The sequence below is a fragment of the Arthrobacter sp. CJL-S3 genome (assembly GCF_056711635.1).
In genome coordinates this window covers 61,285-76,190 of the sequence record NZ_CM160046.1, presented here as the reverse complement: position 1 = coordinate 76,190, position 14,906 = coordinate 61,285, and the positions used below count along the sequence as shown (strand labels likewise).

Below are 14,906 nucleotides of genomic sequence, written 5' to 3'. Positions count from 1 at the left end.
GGCTGCCGGTGAGGGAGGCTCTGCTGTGAGGGGTACTGGCAGGGACTCCCTTACGGGGCCGCACCCTCTACCGTTGAAGGTATGGACAACCAGAGCGAGACCCGGGACTTCCTTGCCACCCGGCGGGCGAAAATCACCCCGGAACAGGCGGGTCTACCCGTCTACGGCGGCAACCGCCGCGTCCCCGGACTGCGCCGCGGCGAGGTCGCCATGCTGGCCGGGGTCAGTGTCGAGTATTACACCCGGCTGGAGCGCGGAAACCTCTCCGGAGTCTCCGAGGGCGTCCTGGAAGCCCTGGCGCGGGCGCTGCAGCTGGATGAGGCGGAGCGGGCCCATCTGTTCGACCTGGCCCGGGCCGCCAGCACCACCCGCAAGCCGCAGCGCCGCCGCCCCGCCACCCAGCCGGTCCGGGCGAGTGTGCAGCTGGTGCTCGACGCGATGACCAGCGCCCCGGCGTTCGTTCGCAACGGGCGCCTGGACATCCTCGCAGCCAACCAGCTCGGCCGGGCCATGTACTCCGAGATGTACGGCAGCCCCGCCCGGCCGGCCAACTTTGCGCGGTTCCTCTTCCTGGACGACCGTTCCCGCGGGTTCTACCCCGACTGGGAGCGCGCCGCGAATGACACGGTGGCGATCCTGCGGACCGAGGCCGGCCGGGACCCCTATGACCGCGGCCTGACCGACCTGGTGGGGGAACTGTCCACGCGCAGTGAGGAGTTCCGGACCCGGTGGGCGGCCCACAACGTGCGCCTGCACTACACCGGGCTCAAGCATTTCCGGCACCCCGTGGTGGGCGACCTCCACCTCATGTACGAGTCCCTGGACCTCTCGGCCGACGCCGGGCTGTCGCTGCTGGTCTACACCGCCGAGCCCGGTTCTCCCACCGGGGACGCGCTGCGGCTGCTGGCCAGCTGGGCCGCGACCCAGGGGGCAGCTCAGGAACCGCTGAAGCAGGGTTAAGGGGCAGCCGACTGTCGGGAACGCCCATCTGTCAACGGTAATAACCGCATCCTTGGCTAGGTACCGGCCACGGTGCGGCCGATGATCAGGCGCATGATCTCGTTGCTGCCTTCGAGGATCTGGTGGACCCGCAGGTCCCGGGCGATCTTCTCCAGTCCGTACTCGGAAAGGTAGCCGTAGCCCCCATGGAGCTGGATAGCGCTGTTGGCGACGTTGAACCCGGCATCCGTGGCGACCCTCTTGGCCATGGCGCAGAGCTTGACGGCGTCGGGCGCGCCGCGGTCCAGCGCGACCGCTGCCCGCCAGAGCAGCGTCCGGGCGGTCACTAGCTCTGTTTCCATGTCGGCCAGCTGGAACAGCAGGGATTGCTGGTTGATCAGCGGTCCGCCGAACGCCTCGCGTTCCTTGAGGTAGGCCACCGACTTGTCCAGGGCAGTCTGGCCGCCGCCCAGGGAGCAGGCGCCCATGTTGACGCGGCCTCCGTTGAGGCCCTTCATCGCGATCCCAAAACCGCTGCCTTCGTCTCCGAGACGGTTGGCAATCGGTACCCGGACGTTGTCGAAAATAACCTGGCGGGTCGGCTGGGCGTTCCATCCCATCTTTTTCTCGTTCGGACCGAACGACAGGCCCGGGGTCCCCGCAGGGACAACGATGGCCGTGATGCCGCGGTGTCCGGTGTCGGCGGTGCGGGCCATCACGATGTAGTAGCTCGACGACCCGGCCCCGGAGATGAATTGTTTGACGCCGTTCAGCACGTACTCCTCGCCGTCGCGCGCCGCCCTGGTGCTCAGCGCGGCAGCGTCGGAGCCGGCGCCGGGCTCGGTAAGGCAGTAGCTGCCCAGGGCTTCCATGGAGGCAAGCTGCGGCACCCACTGGGCGCGCTGCTCATCGTTGCCGAACGAGTCGATCATCCAGACCACCATGTTGTGGATGGAGATGTAGGCGGCAATCGTCGGATCAGCCTTGGCCAGTTCCTCGAAGATCAGCACCGCATCGCTGCGCGTGAGCCCGGAACCGCCGAACTGCTCCTGCACATAGATGCCGCCCATACCCAGGGCACCCGCTTCGCGCAGCACGTCCACGGGGAAGTGTTTGGTCTCGTCCCATTTCGCGGCGTTCGGTGCCAGAGCCTCGTTGGCGAAGTCCCGCACCATCGCAACCAGCGACTGCTGGTCCTCGTTGAGTTCAAACATACCCAGTCCTCCGAAGTATAGATTTTGACTCAATGTAGTACGAAGGCCCCATTATTACTAGGACTTCCTACTACATTTAATTCACGATCCCCCTCCGGAGCCGACGTGGCCCCGATCCCCCGCTGCTTGCCGACTGGCCTCGAAAGGCGGCGTCGCGAACCTGACCCGCGCCGCTGCAGGCCGGCACGCAGCAATCAGCGGCTATCCGATCAGGGCCAGCACCGCGCCGGCAGTAACGACGCCGCCGGCTTCCGCGCGGAGGCCGGTCAAGGTCCCGTCGCGGTGGGCCGGGACCTGGGTTTCCATCTTCATTGCCTCCAGCACGACGACGGGGTCCCCGGCCACGACCTCGGCGCCCGGTTCCACGAGCCACTTCACCACGGTCCCGGCCATCCCGGCGCGCAGCTCCCCTGGGTGGGGGGCGGCAGCCCCGCCGTCGGACGCCCCTTCCACGGACACCCCGGCGGGCAGCAGGGGGCCGCCGGACAGAGTCCGGGTAGACAGCGCCCAACCGTCCAGCAGGTCCGCCGGCAGCCCGACCGCCATCCGGCGGCCGTCCACCTCGACGGTGATGGTGCGGCGTTCGCCGTCGGGCGCGGTGGTGCTGAAGCGCGGGTCGGCGGCGATGGTGTCCGCGAAGTCCGTTTCGATCCACCGGGTGTGGATGCCGAGGCCGGTTTCGGAGGTGAAGTCCGGGGATTCGACCACGGCGCGGTGGAACGGAAGCACGGTGGCCACCCCGGTGATGCTGATTTCGGCGAGGGCGCGGCGGGCGCGGCGCAGCGCCTGCTGCCGGTCGGCGCCGGTGACGATCAGTTTTGCCAGCAGCGAGTCGAACTGCGGCGGGACGAAGGAGCCGGGGCGGACGCCGGTGTCGAGCCGGATGCCGGGGCCGGTGGGGGCGTGGAACTCCTCGACGGTGCCGGGCGAGGGCAGGAAGCCGCGCCCGACGTCCTCGGCGTTGAGCCGGAATTCGAAGGCGTGGCCGCGCGGTGTCGGGTCCGCGGTGAGGCGCAGCGGTTCCCCGGCGGCGATGCGGAACTGCTCTTGGACGAGGTCGATTCCCGTGGTTTCCTCGGTGATGGGGTGCTCCACCTGCAGGCGGGTGTTGACCTCGAGGAACGCCACGGTGCCGTCCGCGGCGACCAGGAATTCCACCGTGCCGGCGCCGGAGTAGCCGGCCGCGCGGCAGACCGCCTTGGCGGCGTCGTAGATCTGGCGGGTCTGTTCGTCGCTGAGGAACGGCGCGGGAGCCTCCTCCACGAGCTTCTGGTGCCGGCGCTGGAGCGAGCAGTCGCGGGTTCCGACGACGACGACGTTGCCGTGCGCGTCGGCGAGGACCTGCGCCTCGACGTGGCGCGGCCGGTCGAGGTAGCGCTCAACGAAGCATTCGCCGCGGCCAAAGGCGGCGACCGCCTCCCGGACAGCGGAGTCGAAGGCTTCCTCGACCTCGTCGAGCGCGCGGACCACCTTCATGCCGCGGCCGCCGCCGCCGAAGGCCGCCTTGATGGCGATCGGCAGGCCGTGCTGCTCGGCGAAGGCGCGGGCCTCGGCGGCGGATTCCACCGGGCCGTCGCTGCCGGCAACCAGCGGGGCGCCGGCGCGGACGGCGGTCTCGCGGGCCGTGATCTTGTTGCCGAGCAGCCGGATGGCGTCCGGGGTGGGCCCGATCCAGGTGAGGCCGGCGTCAAGGACGGCCTGGGCGAAGTCGGCGTTCTCGGACAGGAAGCCGTAGCCGGGGTGGAGGGCGTCGGCGCCGGATTCCGCCGCGGCGGCGAGCAGCTTGGGGATGTTGAGGTAGGTGTCCGCGGGCGAGTTGCCGCCCAGGGCGTAGGCCTCGTCCGCGGCGGAGACGTGCAGGGCGTCGGCGTCGATGTCCGCGTAGACGGCGACGGAGGCCAGCTGTGCGTCGTCGCAGGCCCGGGCGATCCGGACGGCGATTTCACCGCGGTTGGCGATCAGGACCTTGCGCATCAGTAGCTCGCTTCTTTTTCGGGGGTGACGGGTTGGGGGGTGGCGTTCCCGGTGAGGGTGGATTCGGTCCAGCGGAAGCGGATCTTCCCGCCGATCGGGACCTGGCCGGCGCGGTCCAGCTGGGAGTCGACCACGACGGCGATCACCGGGTAGCCGCCGGTGATCGGGTGGTCGGCCAGGAAGAGCACGGGGAGTCCTTCCGGCGGGACCTGCAGGGCGCCGGCGACGGTGCCCTCGCTGGCGAGTTCGCCCTGGCGGGTGCGCTGCAGCGGGGTTCCCTGCAGGCGCATGCCCACCCGGTTGGACTGCGGCTTCACTTCCCAGTCCTGGGCCGTGAACGAGTCCAGCGCCGCCTGATCGAACCAGTCGGCGCGGGGGCCGGGGACGACGTCGAGCACGGTGACGCCGGTGCCCGGGTATTCCGGCTGCAGTTCGGGGTGGCCGACGACGCCGGATTCCGCCTCCCCGCCGGCGGCGAGGAGCTGGCCGGCGGCGAGCGGGGCGGGTCCGATCCCGGACATGGTGTCGGTGGAGCGGCTGCCGAGCACCGGGGTGGTGTCAACGCCGCCGCGGACGGCGAGGTAGCTGCGGAAACCGCTCTCCGGGGCGCCGATGGTCAGTGTTTCGCCGTCGAGCAGGGCGAAAGGAGTGGCCATCGGGACGGTCCGCCAGGACGGACCGGACCCGGCCTCGTCGGCGGCGTCAAAGTCGACGTCGTCGGAGCCGGCGTCGTGGGGCGTCTCGATGGTCAGCTCCGACGGAGCCCCGGCGACGGCGAGGACCTGGTCCCCGACGGCCTGCACCGTGAGCCCGCCGGCGACGGTCTCCACCGCGGCGGCCGACGGCGCGTTCCCGACCAGGCGGTTGGCCCGGCGCAGCGAGGCCCGGTCCAGCGCCCCGGCCGCGGAGACGCCCAGGCCCGAGTGGCCGTGGCGGCCAAGGTCCTGGATCAGGCTCTGCAGCCCCGGCGCAACGACCCGCAGTCCGGACGCCAGCTCGGGGGCAGGAATCTGGGCAGCGCGGTCCTTGGCAGGGCGCTCCGGCGCCAGCGTGACGATGTCGCGGACCGCGCGGTACTGCACCTGGTGGCCGGGGGCGGCCAGGGCGGGCTGTTCCCGGTCCAGGTCCCACATGGCGGCGCCGGTGCGTCCGATCAGCTGCCAGCCTCCGGGCGAACGGCGCGGGTACACGGCGGAATAGTTCCCGGCCAGCGCCACCGATCCGGCGGGGACGGCGGTGCGCGGGGAGCTGCGCCGCGGCACCTCGAGCAGCTGGTTTTCGCCCACCATGTAGCCGAAGCCCGGGGCGAAGCCGGCGAAGGCGACTGTCCAGATCTGGCCGGTGTGGGCCGCGATCACGCCGTCGGTTCCGAGGCCGGTCAGCTCGCCCACCTCGGCGAGGTCCTCGCCGTCGTACACGGTGTCGATGACCACCAGCTCGCCCTCCCGGTGCGCGGGGGCGGTGAGGTCGAGCCGGAGCAGCCGCGCGGCGATCCGCCGGGCGGATACCGGCGAATCCGCGGTGACCAGCACCGTCTCCGCCGCGGCGAGGACGTCCAGCTGGCCCGGCAGCGGGTTCTCAACGAGCAGTGCCTGCAGGGCCAGCACGTCCGGGGTTCCGGAGAGCTCGGCCAGTACCGCGCGGGTTCCCACGGCGCGCACGGAGCGGACCTTCTGTGCTGCAAGGGTTTGCCCTGCTGTATCAATCATGAGCTGCCTTCGTCGTTGGCGGTGCTTCGAGGGGGTCCGCGCCGCTTAGGCGTGGACGAATGCGGCCGTGCTGATGCCGGCGGCGGTCAGGGCGGCGCGGACTGCGGCGGCCATGGTGACGGCTCCCGGGGAATCGCCGTGCACGCAGATGCTCTCTGCGCGGATCTTCAGGATGGAGCCGTCAATAGTGCGGACGGCGGAATCGGAGGCCATCCGCAGGACATGCTCAGTGACCTCCGCATGGTCGTGCAGGACGGCGCCTGGCAGGGTGCGGGACACGAGCGTGCCGTCCGGGTTGTAGGCCCGGTCCGCGAAGGCTTCGGTCACGGCCCGGAGGCCGGCGGCCTCGGCCAGGCGAAGCACCTCGGAGCCCGGCAGGCCCAGGATGGGCAGGTTCGGGTCGACGGATTTTATGGCGTCGACGACGGCTTTCGCCTGCGCCGTGTGAGCCACAATCGCGTTGTACAGACCGCCGTGCGGCTTGACGTAGGTGACCTTGCCGCCTTCCGCCGCGGCCAGGGCCTGCAGCGCGCCGATCTGGTAAACGACGTCGTCCGCGAGTTCGATCGGGTCGATGTCCAGGAAGCGGCGGCCGAAACCTGCGAGGTCGCGGTAGCCGACGTGGGCGCCGATCACGACGCCGGCGGCCACCGCCTCGCGGCAGGTCTTCCGGATCACGCTGGGGTCGCCGGCATGGAATCCGCAGGCCACGTTCGCGCTGGAAACCGAACGGAACATCGCCGTGTCATCTCCCAGGCTCCAGCGTCCGTAGGATTCGCCGACGTCGCTGTTCAGGTCGATGGTTGCCATTTGTGATCCTCGTCTCATGGGGTTCCTCTATCTAGGATGCACCAAATCTCAGAATTGTTCAACAATTCTTCAATTCCACGATGTGACGATCGTGTAGATTCGCATCTATGACGAGCGCCGAATCAGGACTCCCCGGCATTCCCGGCCCTACCGCCGGCGGACGCAGCAAGGCCTCCGGCACCGCGGGTGCGGCCCTGGGGTCGGCGGCCCGGCTGCGGGTGGCCACCCCCTCCGTGGCGGACCGGGTCGCGGCCGAGCTGCGGCTGCAGCTGGCGGAAGGGCTGCTGCTGCCGGGCGCGCGACTGACTGAATCAACCATCTCCGAGGAGCTGGGCGTTTCCCGCAACACCATCCGCGAGGCCTTTGCCGAGCTCGCGGCCGAGCGGCTGGTCGTCCGGCATCCCAACCGCGGCGTGTTCGTCGCGACCCTGGGGCCGGGCGAGATCCACGACGTCTACACCGTGCGCCGGTTCATTGAAGTGAGCGCGATCCGCGGCGGAGGAAGCCCCGAGCGGGTGGCGGCGGTCCGCGCGGCCGTGGAGGAAGGCAAGGCCGCGGCGGCAGCGGACGACGAGGAAGCCCTCGGCAGCGCGAACCAGCATTTCCACGGGGCCATCGTGGCGCTGGCCGAGAGCCGGCGCCTCAATACGATCATGGCCCAGGTGCTGGCCGAGATGCGGCTGTTCTTTCACAAGGCCACCGTGGATGCGCATTTCTACCGCGGCTACCTCGACGACAACGAGAAAATCTGCAAGGCCCTTGAGGCCGGCGAGCTGGAACGCGCCGGGGACCTGCTGCTGGCCTACCTGAATTACTCGGAGGAGAAACAGCGCGCGGTCCACGGCGACTGAGCGAAACTGACCGGCGGTAAGCCCGGGAGTTCACCGGGATCGGAACAGGCCGAATTAAAATTGTTGAACAATTCCTTGCGCAGATTGTTCAACAGTCGGTACAGTTGCGGGAGACAATCGTTGTGACGCCAGTCACCCAACTGTTGGGACCCCCCATGGAAACCACCACCGTCAAGGCCGCCCTCAAACCGGCCGTCCGGCGTTCCGCCCTGCTGGGCGCCATGTTCCTCATGGCCACCAGTGCCATCGGCCCGGGGTTCATCACCCAGACCACAGCCTTTACCGTCCAGCTCGGCGCCGCCTTCGCCTTCGCGATCCTGGTCTCCATCCTGGTCGACATTGCCGTGCAGGCGAACGTCTGGCGGATCATCGGCGTCTCCGGCCTGCGGGCCCAGGAGCTCGGCAACAAGGTCCTCCCCGGCGTCGGCTGGTTCCTCGCCGCGCTCGTCTTCATGGGTGGGATCGTCTTCAACATTGGCAATGTCGCCGGAACCGGGCTCGGCACCAACGCGATGATGGGGCTGGACCCCAAAATCGGCGGGGCCATCTCCGCGGTGCTGGCCATCCTGATCTTCCTCAGCAAGCGGGCCGGGGTCGCCCTCGACCGGATCGTGGTGATCCTGGGTGCCCTGATGATCCTGATGACGCTGTACGTGGCAGTGGTGTCGGCCCCGCCGCTGGGTGAGGCCCTCAAGAACACCGTGATGCCCGAGAAGGTCGACTTCCTGGTCATCACCACCCTCATCGGCGGAACCATCGGCGGCTACATCACGTACGCAGGCGCCCACCGCATGCTGGACACCGGCGTCACCGGCGTTGAAAACGTCAAACAGATCACGCAGAGCTCGATCGTGGGGATCCTGGTCACCTGCGTCATGCGCATCCTGCTCTTCCTGGCCATCTTCGGTGTCGTCGCCGGCGGCGTGGCCCTGACCGGCAACAACCTTGCCGCCTCCGCTTTCCAGGCCGCAGCAGGAGACATCGGTATGCGCGTCTTCGGTGTCATCCTGTGGGCCGCTTCCATCACCTCCGTGATCGGCGCCGCGTACACCTCGGTCTCCTTCGTGACGAAGTCCACCACCAAGGACCGCACCCGCAACCTGATCACCGTCGGCTTCATCTCCTTCTGCACCGTCGCCTACCTGCTGATCGGCCAGGCCCCGCAGCAGCTCCTCATCTTCGCCGGCGCCTTCAACGGCCTCATCCTCCCCGTCGGTTTCGGTGTCCTGCTCTGGGTGGCCTGGCGCCGCCGGGACCTCCTGCACGGCTACGTCTACCCCAAGGGCCTGCTGGTCATCGGTATCGTGGCCTGGCTGCTGACCCTGTTCCTCGGCTACAGCTCGCTGACCAGCCTGGCAAAGCTGTGGGCCTAGAACCCATGAAATTACGTGAGGTGAACGTCCCGTCCCGCATCACCCGCCCCGCAGACCCGGCAGGTCTGCTCCCGGCCGAGGCCCGGGCCCTGTTCCGCGCCGGCCTCGTGACGCCGACCTCCGGCTGGAGCAGCGGCTACGCACAGGCCAACCTGATCATCGTGCCCAAGGCGCAGGCCTTCGACGTGCTGCTGTTCGCCCAGCGCAACCCCAAGCCCTGCCCTGTCCTGGGCGTGCTGGACGCCGGCGCGACCTCCGGTGCGCTGCTGGCCGGAGGTGATATCCGCACCGACGTGCCCAAGTACGTGGTGTACCGAGACGGCCGGAAAGTCGACGAACCAACCGACATCACGGACCACTGGCGCGATGATCTCGTGACGTTCATTGTGGGCTGCAGCTTCACCTTCGAATCCGCCCTCCAGGACAACGGCATCCGGGTGGCCCACATCGACCAGGGAGTGAACGTGCCCATGTACCGCACGTCCGTCCGCTGCGAACCGGCCGGACAAATGGCCGGCCCGCTGGTGGTCTCCATGCGGCCCGTTCCGGCCTCCCAGGTGGCCGACGCCGTCCGCATCACCTCCCGCTATCCGGCCGTGCACGGCGCGCCGGTCCACGTCGGCAACCCCGCCGAACTGGGCATCGCGGATCTGGGCCGCCCCGACTTCGGCGACCCGGTACGGATCCCGGACGGCCATGTGCCCGTCTTCTGGGCGTGCGGGGTGACGCCGCAGGCGGCCGTGATGGAGTCGAGGCCGGCACTGGCAATCGGCCATGCCCCGGGGCACATGCTCATCACGGACGCGCGCGACACCTCGTACCAGGTCCCGTAGGTTACTGGGCGCCGATGTGCACCAGGAGTTCGTGCTCGGCGGCGTCCAGGTAGCTGCGCAACTCTGCCGCGGCCTCGTCCCGGCGGCCGGCACGCAGCAGCGCCACGAGGGCGGCGTTGCGTTCCACGTAGTGGCTGTGGAAGTCCGTCGTGGTGGCCATGGCGTGGAAGACCAGGCGCATCTGGGCGAGGACCCTGTCCATGAGTTCATCCACTGAGGCACTCCCGGAGAGCGCCACCAGCGCCTTGTGCAGGTCCTGGTTGGCATCGGCCATCTCCGTCACGGCCCCCGCGCTCAGGGCGGCGCGGGCCCGGTCGATGATGACGTCGAGGGCAGCCAGGGTCTCTGCCCGGTATTCCCCCCAGAGCACGGCCGCCGGTTCGATCAGCCGGCGGACGCGGTAGATTTCACGGACGTCCTCGGCCTGCGGCGCGGACACAAACACACCGCGGTTCGGAATGCGCCGCACCACGGACTCACCGGCGAGGACGGTGAAAGCCTCCCGCAGCGTATTCCGTGAGACGCCCAGCACCTCGGAGAGTCTCTGCTCGGAGAGTTTCGTTCCCGGGGCTATTTGGCCCGCCGAAATGCGCGAACGCAGTACAGCAGCCACCCACGACCCGGTGTGGGCATGAGTCGCCTGGACCTCGTCGGAGATCCCTTCAAGCGCGGTATTCATCGGCATGGATCCAATCTACCGAAGAAGCGCGCACTCCCCGCGCCGCGTGCGGCGCGGCCTATCCGGCCTTCGGCCCGCTGCTGGCCCGCACGACCAGCCGCGCCGGGTAGATCACCGGATCCCGGTCCGCTCCCGGGTTTTCGATGTCGGCGAGGAGGAGACGGCCCGCTTCCGTGGCCATTTCCACCATTGGCTGATTGATCGTCGTCAGGGGCAGCTCGCCCGGTGCCGACATGTGGTCGTCAAAACCGACGACGGCGACATCGCCCGGGACCGCGCGCCCCGAGGCCCGGATGGCCGTGATCGCGCCGCGGGCCATCAGGTCCGAAGCGGCAAAGACGCCGTCAAGGCTGCCGTCCTGGGCCAGCAGCTGTTCCGTGGCTGCCGTGCCGCCGGCGGCAGTGAAGTCTCCGTGGGCGACCGGTCCCGGCGGGAGCCCGGCTTCCCGGAGGCCCGCGTGCCAGCCGGCGAGCCGGTCCGCCGAGGCGGTCATGTCCAGCGGGCCGGTGACGGTGCCGACCCGGGTGCGCCCGGTCGCTGCGAGATGGAGGGCCGCCAGCCGGGCGCCCTGGAAGCTGTCCACGTCAACGTAGTGGATGCCAAGATCGACGTCCCAGGGCCGGCCGATGAATACGGTGGGCAGCCCGGACGCGGCGAGCTCCTCAGTCCAGCCATCCGCTTTGTGGTGGGAGACCACAATGGCCCCGTCAACGTGGCCGCCGCGCAGGTAACGGACCGTCCGGGAGGGATCGCCGCCGGCCCGGGACATCAGCAGGACCAGCTGCATTTCCGTCTCACGCAGGGCCTCGGTCACCCCGGTGATTACGGCGGCGAAGAACGGATCCATCATGACGCGGGCATCGGGTTCGTTGATGACCAGGGCAATTGATGAGGTCCGGCGCGTGACGAGGCTTCGCGCCGCGGGGTTCGGGGTATAGCCAAGAGCAATGACGGCGGCGTCAACGGCTGCCTGGGCCTCGGGGCTGACCCGGGAGCCGCCGTTGATGGCCCGCGAGGCGGTCGAGCGGGACACGCCCGCCGCCTTCGCGAGGTCTTCAAGGGTGGGGCTCGGCTTCGCCGGTTCGGGCCGGACACCCCGGTGGATCTGTTCGCTCATCACTTTGAGAATACGACATCCCCGGTCATCCCACGTGCGAGGCCGCCTTGCCGGCCGGTACAGCGTTCGACGCGGCCACCTGCGCGAACCAGAGGCCACTGGCCTTGGGGATCCGCTCCAGCGTCTCGTAGTCCACCCGGACCAGTCCGAAGCGCTGGTGGTAACCGTAGGCCCATTCGAAGTTGTCCAGCAGCGACCACGCGAGGTAGCCGCGGACGTCCGCGCCGGCGTCGATCGCCTCCCGCACCGCGCGCAGGTGTGCATCAAAATAGGCCAGCCGGTCCTGGTCGTCGACGAAGCCGTGCGCGTCGGGAACATCCGGATAGGCGGCACCGTTCTCCGTCATGTAAATCGGGATGCCGGCCGGGCCCGTGTACTCACGCTGGAGCCGCACCAGCAATCGGAACAGGCCTTCGGGCTGGACCTCCCAGCCCATGCCGGTCACCGGAAGCCCCCGCGGCACCGAGTGCACGCCGTCGGCGGCGACGAACGGCGACGCCGCGGGCCGGCCGGCAGTCTCCGGCGCGGCCTCCGCCGTCGTCGTCACCGTTTCCGCACGGTCCGGATGTCCGGCCGGGGACGCCGTCCTGGTGAGGGCCTCGCCCTGGTAGTAGTTGACGCCCAGCAGGTCCACGGCCGCCGAGATGACGGCCAGGTCGCCGTCCTGCACGACGGTGTCGAAGCCGAGACCGGCAACATCGTCCAGCACGTCCGCGGGATATCGGCCGCGGAAGAGCGGATCCAGGAAGATCCGGTTGTGCAGCCCGTCGATGCGGCGGGCCGCATCCCGATCGTCCGCGGAGGCGGGGTCTGCCGGATCCGCCACGGTGAGATTCAGGGTGATGCCAAGGCTCACGTCCGGGTCACGGCGGCGCAGTTCGGCCACGGCGAGGCCGTGCCCGAGCAATAGATGATGGGCGGCCGCGAGGGCCGCCGCCGGTTCCTGCCGGCCCGGGGCGTGGACGCCGGCGGCGTAGCCAAGGAACGCCGAACACCAGGGTTCGTTGAGGGTTGTCCAGATCCGCACCCGGTCACCGATCGCCTCGTGCAGCACGGCGGCATAGGCGGCGAAAAGCCGGGCGGTGTCCCGGTTTGCCCAGCCGCCCTCGTCCTCCAGGGCCTGCGGCAGGTCCCAGTGGTAGAGCGTCAGCCAGGGCGTGATGCCTGCGGCGAGCAGTTCATCCACCAGGCGGGAGTAGAACGCGATCCCCTCGGGATTCGGTGTCCTGCCGTCCGGCATGCAGCGGGCCCAGGACACCGAAAACCGGTACGCCTTCAGGTGCAGCGACTTCATCAACGCCACATCCTGTGCGCTGCGATGGTAGTGGTCGCAGGCGACGTCGCCGTTGTGGGCGTCGGCAACCGCGCCGGGGACCCGGCAGAATGTGTCCCAGATTGAGTCCTTCCTGCCGCCCTCGTGGGCCGCCCCTTCAATCTGGTAGGCGGCCGTGGCCGCCCCCCACAGAAAGCCTTCGGGGAATGATAGCGGGGTGGTGTTCATCCTTTTACTGCTCCTTGCATAATTCCGGAAACGAGCTGGCGGCCTGCAGCGACAAACAACAGCAGCAGCGGAACGGTGGCCAGGACTGCGCCTGCCAGCACCACCGAGTAGTCCACAAAGTGTGCGGCCTGCAGCAGCTGCAGCGCCACCGGCAGCGTGGGGTTGGAGGGGTCGAGGACGATGAAGGGCCAGAAGAAGTTCGTCCAGGTGGCTACGAAGGTGAACAGTGCCAGCATGGCAGCGGCGGGCCGGGCGGCCGGGAATCCGATGTGCCAGAAGGCCTGGATCATCGAGGCGCCGTCCATCCGCACCGCTTCGATGAGCTCGTCCGGAAGGGCGTCCCGGAGATACTGGGTCATCCAGAACACCCCGAAGGCCGTGACGACACCGGGAATGATGACAGCCCACAGCGAGCCGGTCCAGCCCAGTTTGGCCATAACAATGAACAGCGGGACCACCCCCAGCTGCGTCGGGACCGCCATGGTGGCGACGACGAACACCAGCAGCCCCTTGCTCCCCCGGAACCGGAGCTTGGCGAAGGCGAATCCGGCGAGGGTGGAGAACACCACGACGGATACCGCCGTCACGCCGGAGACGATCAGGCTGTTGCCCATGGCCTTCCAGAACGGGATGCTGTCGAAGACTTTCTCCGCATTGGCGAGGAAGTTCCCGCCGGGCAGCAGCGGGATGCCGCGGCTGAGGACCGTGTTGTCATGACTGCCCACGAGGAAGGACCAGTACAGCGGGAAAACCGATGCGAGCAGGACCGCGCCGAGGAAGCCGTACGTCAGGAAACCGGGCCGGCGGACGGCGGAGGAGCCCGCTTTGCGCCCGGCGCCGGGGCCGCGCCGGGCGGCGGCCCGGGCGGCGCCCTTGCCGGCGCTTTGTTCGATCATGGGGATGGAGCTCATTTGCGGCCTCCCTGGCTGGCGATGCGCTTAGTGATGACGAAGTTGAGCAGGGCTATCAGCACGATCATCACGAAGAGCAGCCACGCCACGGCGGAGGCCCTGCCGAAGTTCCGCTGGCCCCAGCCGAGTTCCCAGATGTACATGGTCAGCGTCTGCCACTGCCTGTCCGCCCCGCCCAGCCCGGACTGGTCGAACACCCGTGCCTCATCGAAAATCTGCAGTCCGCCGATGGTGGAGGTGATCACCACAAAGATCACGGTCGGTCGCAGCATGGGAACGGTGACGGAGAAGAACTGCCGCAGCCGGCCGGCGCCGTCGATCGTCGCCGCTTCAAACACGTCCCGCGGGATGGCCTGCATGGCGGCAAGGAAGATGAGGGCGTTGTAGCCGATCCAGCGGAAGTTCACCATGGTGGCGATCGCCGTGTGGCTGGCCAGCGACTCGGAGTGCCAGCGGACCGGGTCCAGGCCAAGAGCCTTCAACATCTCGTTGACCAGCCCAAACTGGTCCGCGAAGAGGTTGTTGAAAATCAGGCCCACCGCCACCGGCGCGACGACGAACGGAACCAGGACCCCCATCCGCCAGAACGTCCGGGCCCTCAGGTTCGCATCCAGCACCGCCGCTATCACCAGGGCAATGACGACCTGGGGCACGGAGGACAGCAGGAAGATGCTGAGGGTGTTGCCGACGGCGTTCCAGAAGTAGGGCTGCGCCAGGACGAAGGCATAGTTCTCCAGGCCCGTGAACTTCCCTTGCCCGCCGATGAGGTTCCAGTTGTGCAGTGAAACCCAGCCCGTGTACAGCAGCGGGAAGAGGCCCGTGACGCCAAACAGCAGGAAGAACGGCGAGATGTAGAGGTACGGGGAAAGTTTCACGTCCCACTTGGAGACCTGCTGGGAGAACGCCAGACGCCGGACGCCCCTGCTGCCGCCGTCCGGCGGCGGTGGCACCCCCCCGGCGCTCCGGGGCTTGACCTGGTCCGTGATCGTCATGGC

Annotated in this window: 13 protein-coding genes; 4 read left to right on the top strand and 9 right to left on the bottom strand. The window is 68.8% G+C overall.

The window, feature by feature from the left end:
• Positions 1-81: 81 nt before the first annotated feature.
• Entirely contained in the window at positions 82-960 is an 879-nt protein-coding gene (locus AC06G6_RS00365; RefSeq protein ID WP_479825274.1) for a helix-turn-helix transcriptional regulator, read from the top strand.
• Positions 961-1,016: 56 nt separating this feature from the next.
• Here the strand turns inward: AC06G6_RS00365 and AC06G6_RS00360 are convergent, their stop codons facing one another.
• The 4 genes from AC06G6_RS00360 to AC06G6_RS00345 all read right to left on the bottom strand — a co-directional run bounded on the left by AC06G6_RS00360 (position 1,017) and on the right by AC06G6_RS00345 (position 6,646).
• The gene (locus tag AC06G6_RS00360; protein WP_479825272.1) at positions 1,017-2,153 is read right to left on the bottom strand and encodes an acyl-CoA dehydrogenase family protein; all 1,137 of its coding nucleotides are present in this window, start codon (positions 2,151-2,153) and stop codon (positions 1,017-1,019) included.
• Between the two features lie 201 nt (positions 2,154-2,354).
• Complete coding sequence (locus tag AC06G6_RS00355) at positions 2,355-4,127, bottom strand: acetyl/propionyl/methylcrotonyl-CoA carboxylase subunit alpha (RefSeq protein WP_479825270.1); 1,773 nt, start codon at positions 4,125-4,127, stop codon at positions 2,355-2,357.
• Positions 4,127-5,836, bottom strand: coding sequence for a 5-oxoprolinase subunit B/C family protein (locus tag AC06G6_RS00350; protein ID WP_479825268.1), 1,710 nt, complete (start codon positions 5,834-5,836; stop codon positions 4,127-4,129). The genes AC06G6_RS00355 and AC06G6_RS00350 overlap by 1 nt, the downstream gene beginning before the upstream one ends.
• A gap of 45 nt (positions 5,837-5,881) precedes the next feature.
• A complete protein-coding gene (locus AC06G6_RS00345) occupies positions 5,882-6,646 on the bottom strand; it encodes a LamB/YcsF family protein (protein WP_479825266.1) in 765 nt (254 codons plus the stop codon).
• 107 nt (positions 6,647-6,753) lie between these two features.
• Here AC06G6_RS00345 and AC06G6_RS00340 point away from each other — a divergent pair, with 107 nt between their 5' ends.
• The 3 genes from AC06G6_RS00340 (at position 6,754) to AC06G6_RS00330 (ending at position 9,703) form a co-directional block, all read left to right on the top strand.
• Positions 6,754-7,497: a GntR family transcriptional regulator gene (locus AC06G6_RS00340; protein ID WP_479825264.1), complete on the top strand. Its 744-nt coding sequence runs from the start codon at positions 6,754-6,756 to the stop codon at positions 7,495-7,497.
• A gap of 155 nt (positions 7,498-7,652) precedes the next feature.
• A complete protein-coding gene (locus AC06G6_RS00335; protein ID WP_479825262.1) occupies positions 7,653-8,870 on the top strand; it encodes an NRAMP family divalent metal transporter in 1,218 nt (405 codons plus the stop codon).
• A gap of 5 nt (positions 8,871-8,875) precedes the next feature.
• On the top strand, positions 8,876-9,703 hold the full coding sequence (locus tag AC06G6_RS00330) for a putative hydro-lyase (RefSeq protein WP_479825259.1): 828 nt from the start codon (positions 8,876-8,878) through the stop codon (positions 9,701-9,703).
• A 1-nt stretch (position 9,704) separates the two neighbouring features.
• On the opposite strand, the gene AC06G6_RS00325 is transcribed toward AC06G6_RS00330, so the two are convergent.
• Genes AC06G6_RS00325 through AC06G6_RS00305 form a run of 5 tightly spaced genes read right to left on the bottom strand, consistent with a single transcriptional unit; the run spans position 9,705 to position 14,903 of the window.
• Positions 9,705-10,388 carry a GntR family transcriptional regulator gene (locus AC06G6_RS00325; protein ID WP_479825257.1) on the bottom strand — a complete coding sequence of 228 codons (684 nt, stop codon included), beginning with the start codon at positions 10,386-10,388 and terminating at the stop codon, positions 9,705-9,707.
• Positions 10,389-10,440: 52 nt separating this feature from the next.
• The gene (locus tag AC06G6_RS00320) at positions 10,441-11,499 is read right to left on the bottom strand and encodes a LacI family DNA-binding transcriptional regulator (RefSeq protein ID WP_479825254.1); all 1,059 of its coding nucleotides are present in this window, start codon (positions 11,497-11,499) and stop codon (positions 10,441-10,443) included.
• Between the two features lie 25 nt (positions 11,500-11,524).
• A complete protein-coding gene (locus AC06G6_RS00315; RefSeq protein WP_479825252.1) occupies positions 11,525-13,000 on the bottom strand; it encodes a glycoside hydrolase family 1 protein in 1,476 nt (491 codons plus the stop codon).
• Complete coding sequence (locus AC06G6_RS00310) at positions 12,997-13,911, bottom strand: carbohydrate ABC transporter permease (protein WP_479825250.1); 915 nt, start codon at positions 13,909-13,911, stop codon at positions 12,997-12,999. Before AC06G6_RS00310 ends, AC06G6_RS00315 begins: the two co-directional genes overlap by 4 nt.
• Positions 13,908-14,903: a carbohydrate ABC transporter permease gene (locus AC06G6_RS00305; protein ID WP_479825247.1), complete on the bottom strand. Its 996-nt coding sequence runs from the start codon at positions 14,901-14,903 to the stop codon at positions 13,908-13,910. The genes AC06G6_RS00310 and AC06G6_RS00305 overlap by 4 nt, the downstream gene beginning before the upstream one ends.
• Positions 14,904-14,906: the final 3 nt, after the last annotated feature.

Excerpts from the sequence above, each read along its gene's own strand:
- AC06G6_RS00365 (WP_479825274.1), top strand. The coding sequence starts at position 82 with ATGGACAACCAGAGCGAGACCCGGGACTTCCTTGCCACCCGGCGGGCG.
- AC06G6_RS00360 (WP_479825272.1), bottom strand. The coding sequence starts at position 2,153 with ATGTTTGAACTCAACGAGGACCAGCAGTCGCTGGTTGCGATGGTGCGG.
- AC06G6_RS00355 (WP_479825270.1), bottom strand. The coding sequence starts at position 4,127 with ATGCGCAAGGTCCTGATCGCCAACCGCGGTGAAATCGCCGTCCGGATC.
- AC06G6_RS00350 (WP_479825268.1), bottom strand. The coding sequence starts at position 5,836 with ATGATTGATACAGCAGGGCAAACCCTTGCAGCACAGAAGGTCCGCTCC.
- AC06G6_RS00345 (WP_479825266.1), bottom strand. The coding sequence starts at position 6,646 with ATGGCAACCATCGACCTGAACAGCGACGTCGGCGAATCCTACGGACGC.
- AC06G6_RS00340 (WP_479825264.1), top strand. The coding sequence starts at position 6,754 with ATGACGAGCGCCGAATCAGGACTCCCCGGCATTCCCGGCCCTACCGCC.
- AC06G6_RS00335 (WP_479825262.1), top strand. The coding sequence starts at position 7,653 with ATGGAAACCACCACCGTCAAGGCCGCCCTCAAACCGGCCGTCCGGCGT.
- AC06G6_RS00330 (WP_479825259.1), top strand. The coding sequence starts at position 8,876 with ATGAAATTACGTGAGGTGAACGTCCCGTCCCGCATCACCCGCCCCGCA.
- AC06G6_RS00325 (WP_479825257.1), bottom strand. The coding sequence starts at position 10,388 with ATGCCGATGAATACCGCGCTTGAAGGGATCTCCGACGAGGTCCAGGCG.
- AC06G6_RS00320 (WP_479825254.1), bottom strand. The coding sequence starts at position 11,499 with ATGAGCGAACAGATCCACCGGGGTGTCCGGCCCGAACCGGCGAAGCCG.
- AC06G6_RS00315 (WP_479825252.1), bottom strand. The coding sequence starts at position 13,000 with ATGAACACCACCCCGCTATCATTCCCCGAAGGCTTTCTGTGGGGGGCG.
- AC06G6_RS00310 (WP_479825250.1), bottom strand. The coding sequence starts at position 13,911 with ATGAGCTCCATCCCCATGATCGAACAAAGCGCCGGCAAGGGCGCCGCC.
- AC06G6_RS00305 (WP_479825247.1), bottom strand. The coding sequence starts at position 14,903 with ATGACGATCACGGACCAGGTCAAGCCCCGGAGCGCCGGGGGGGTGCCA.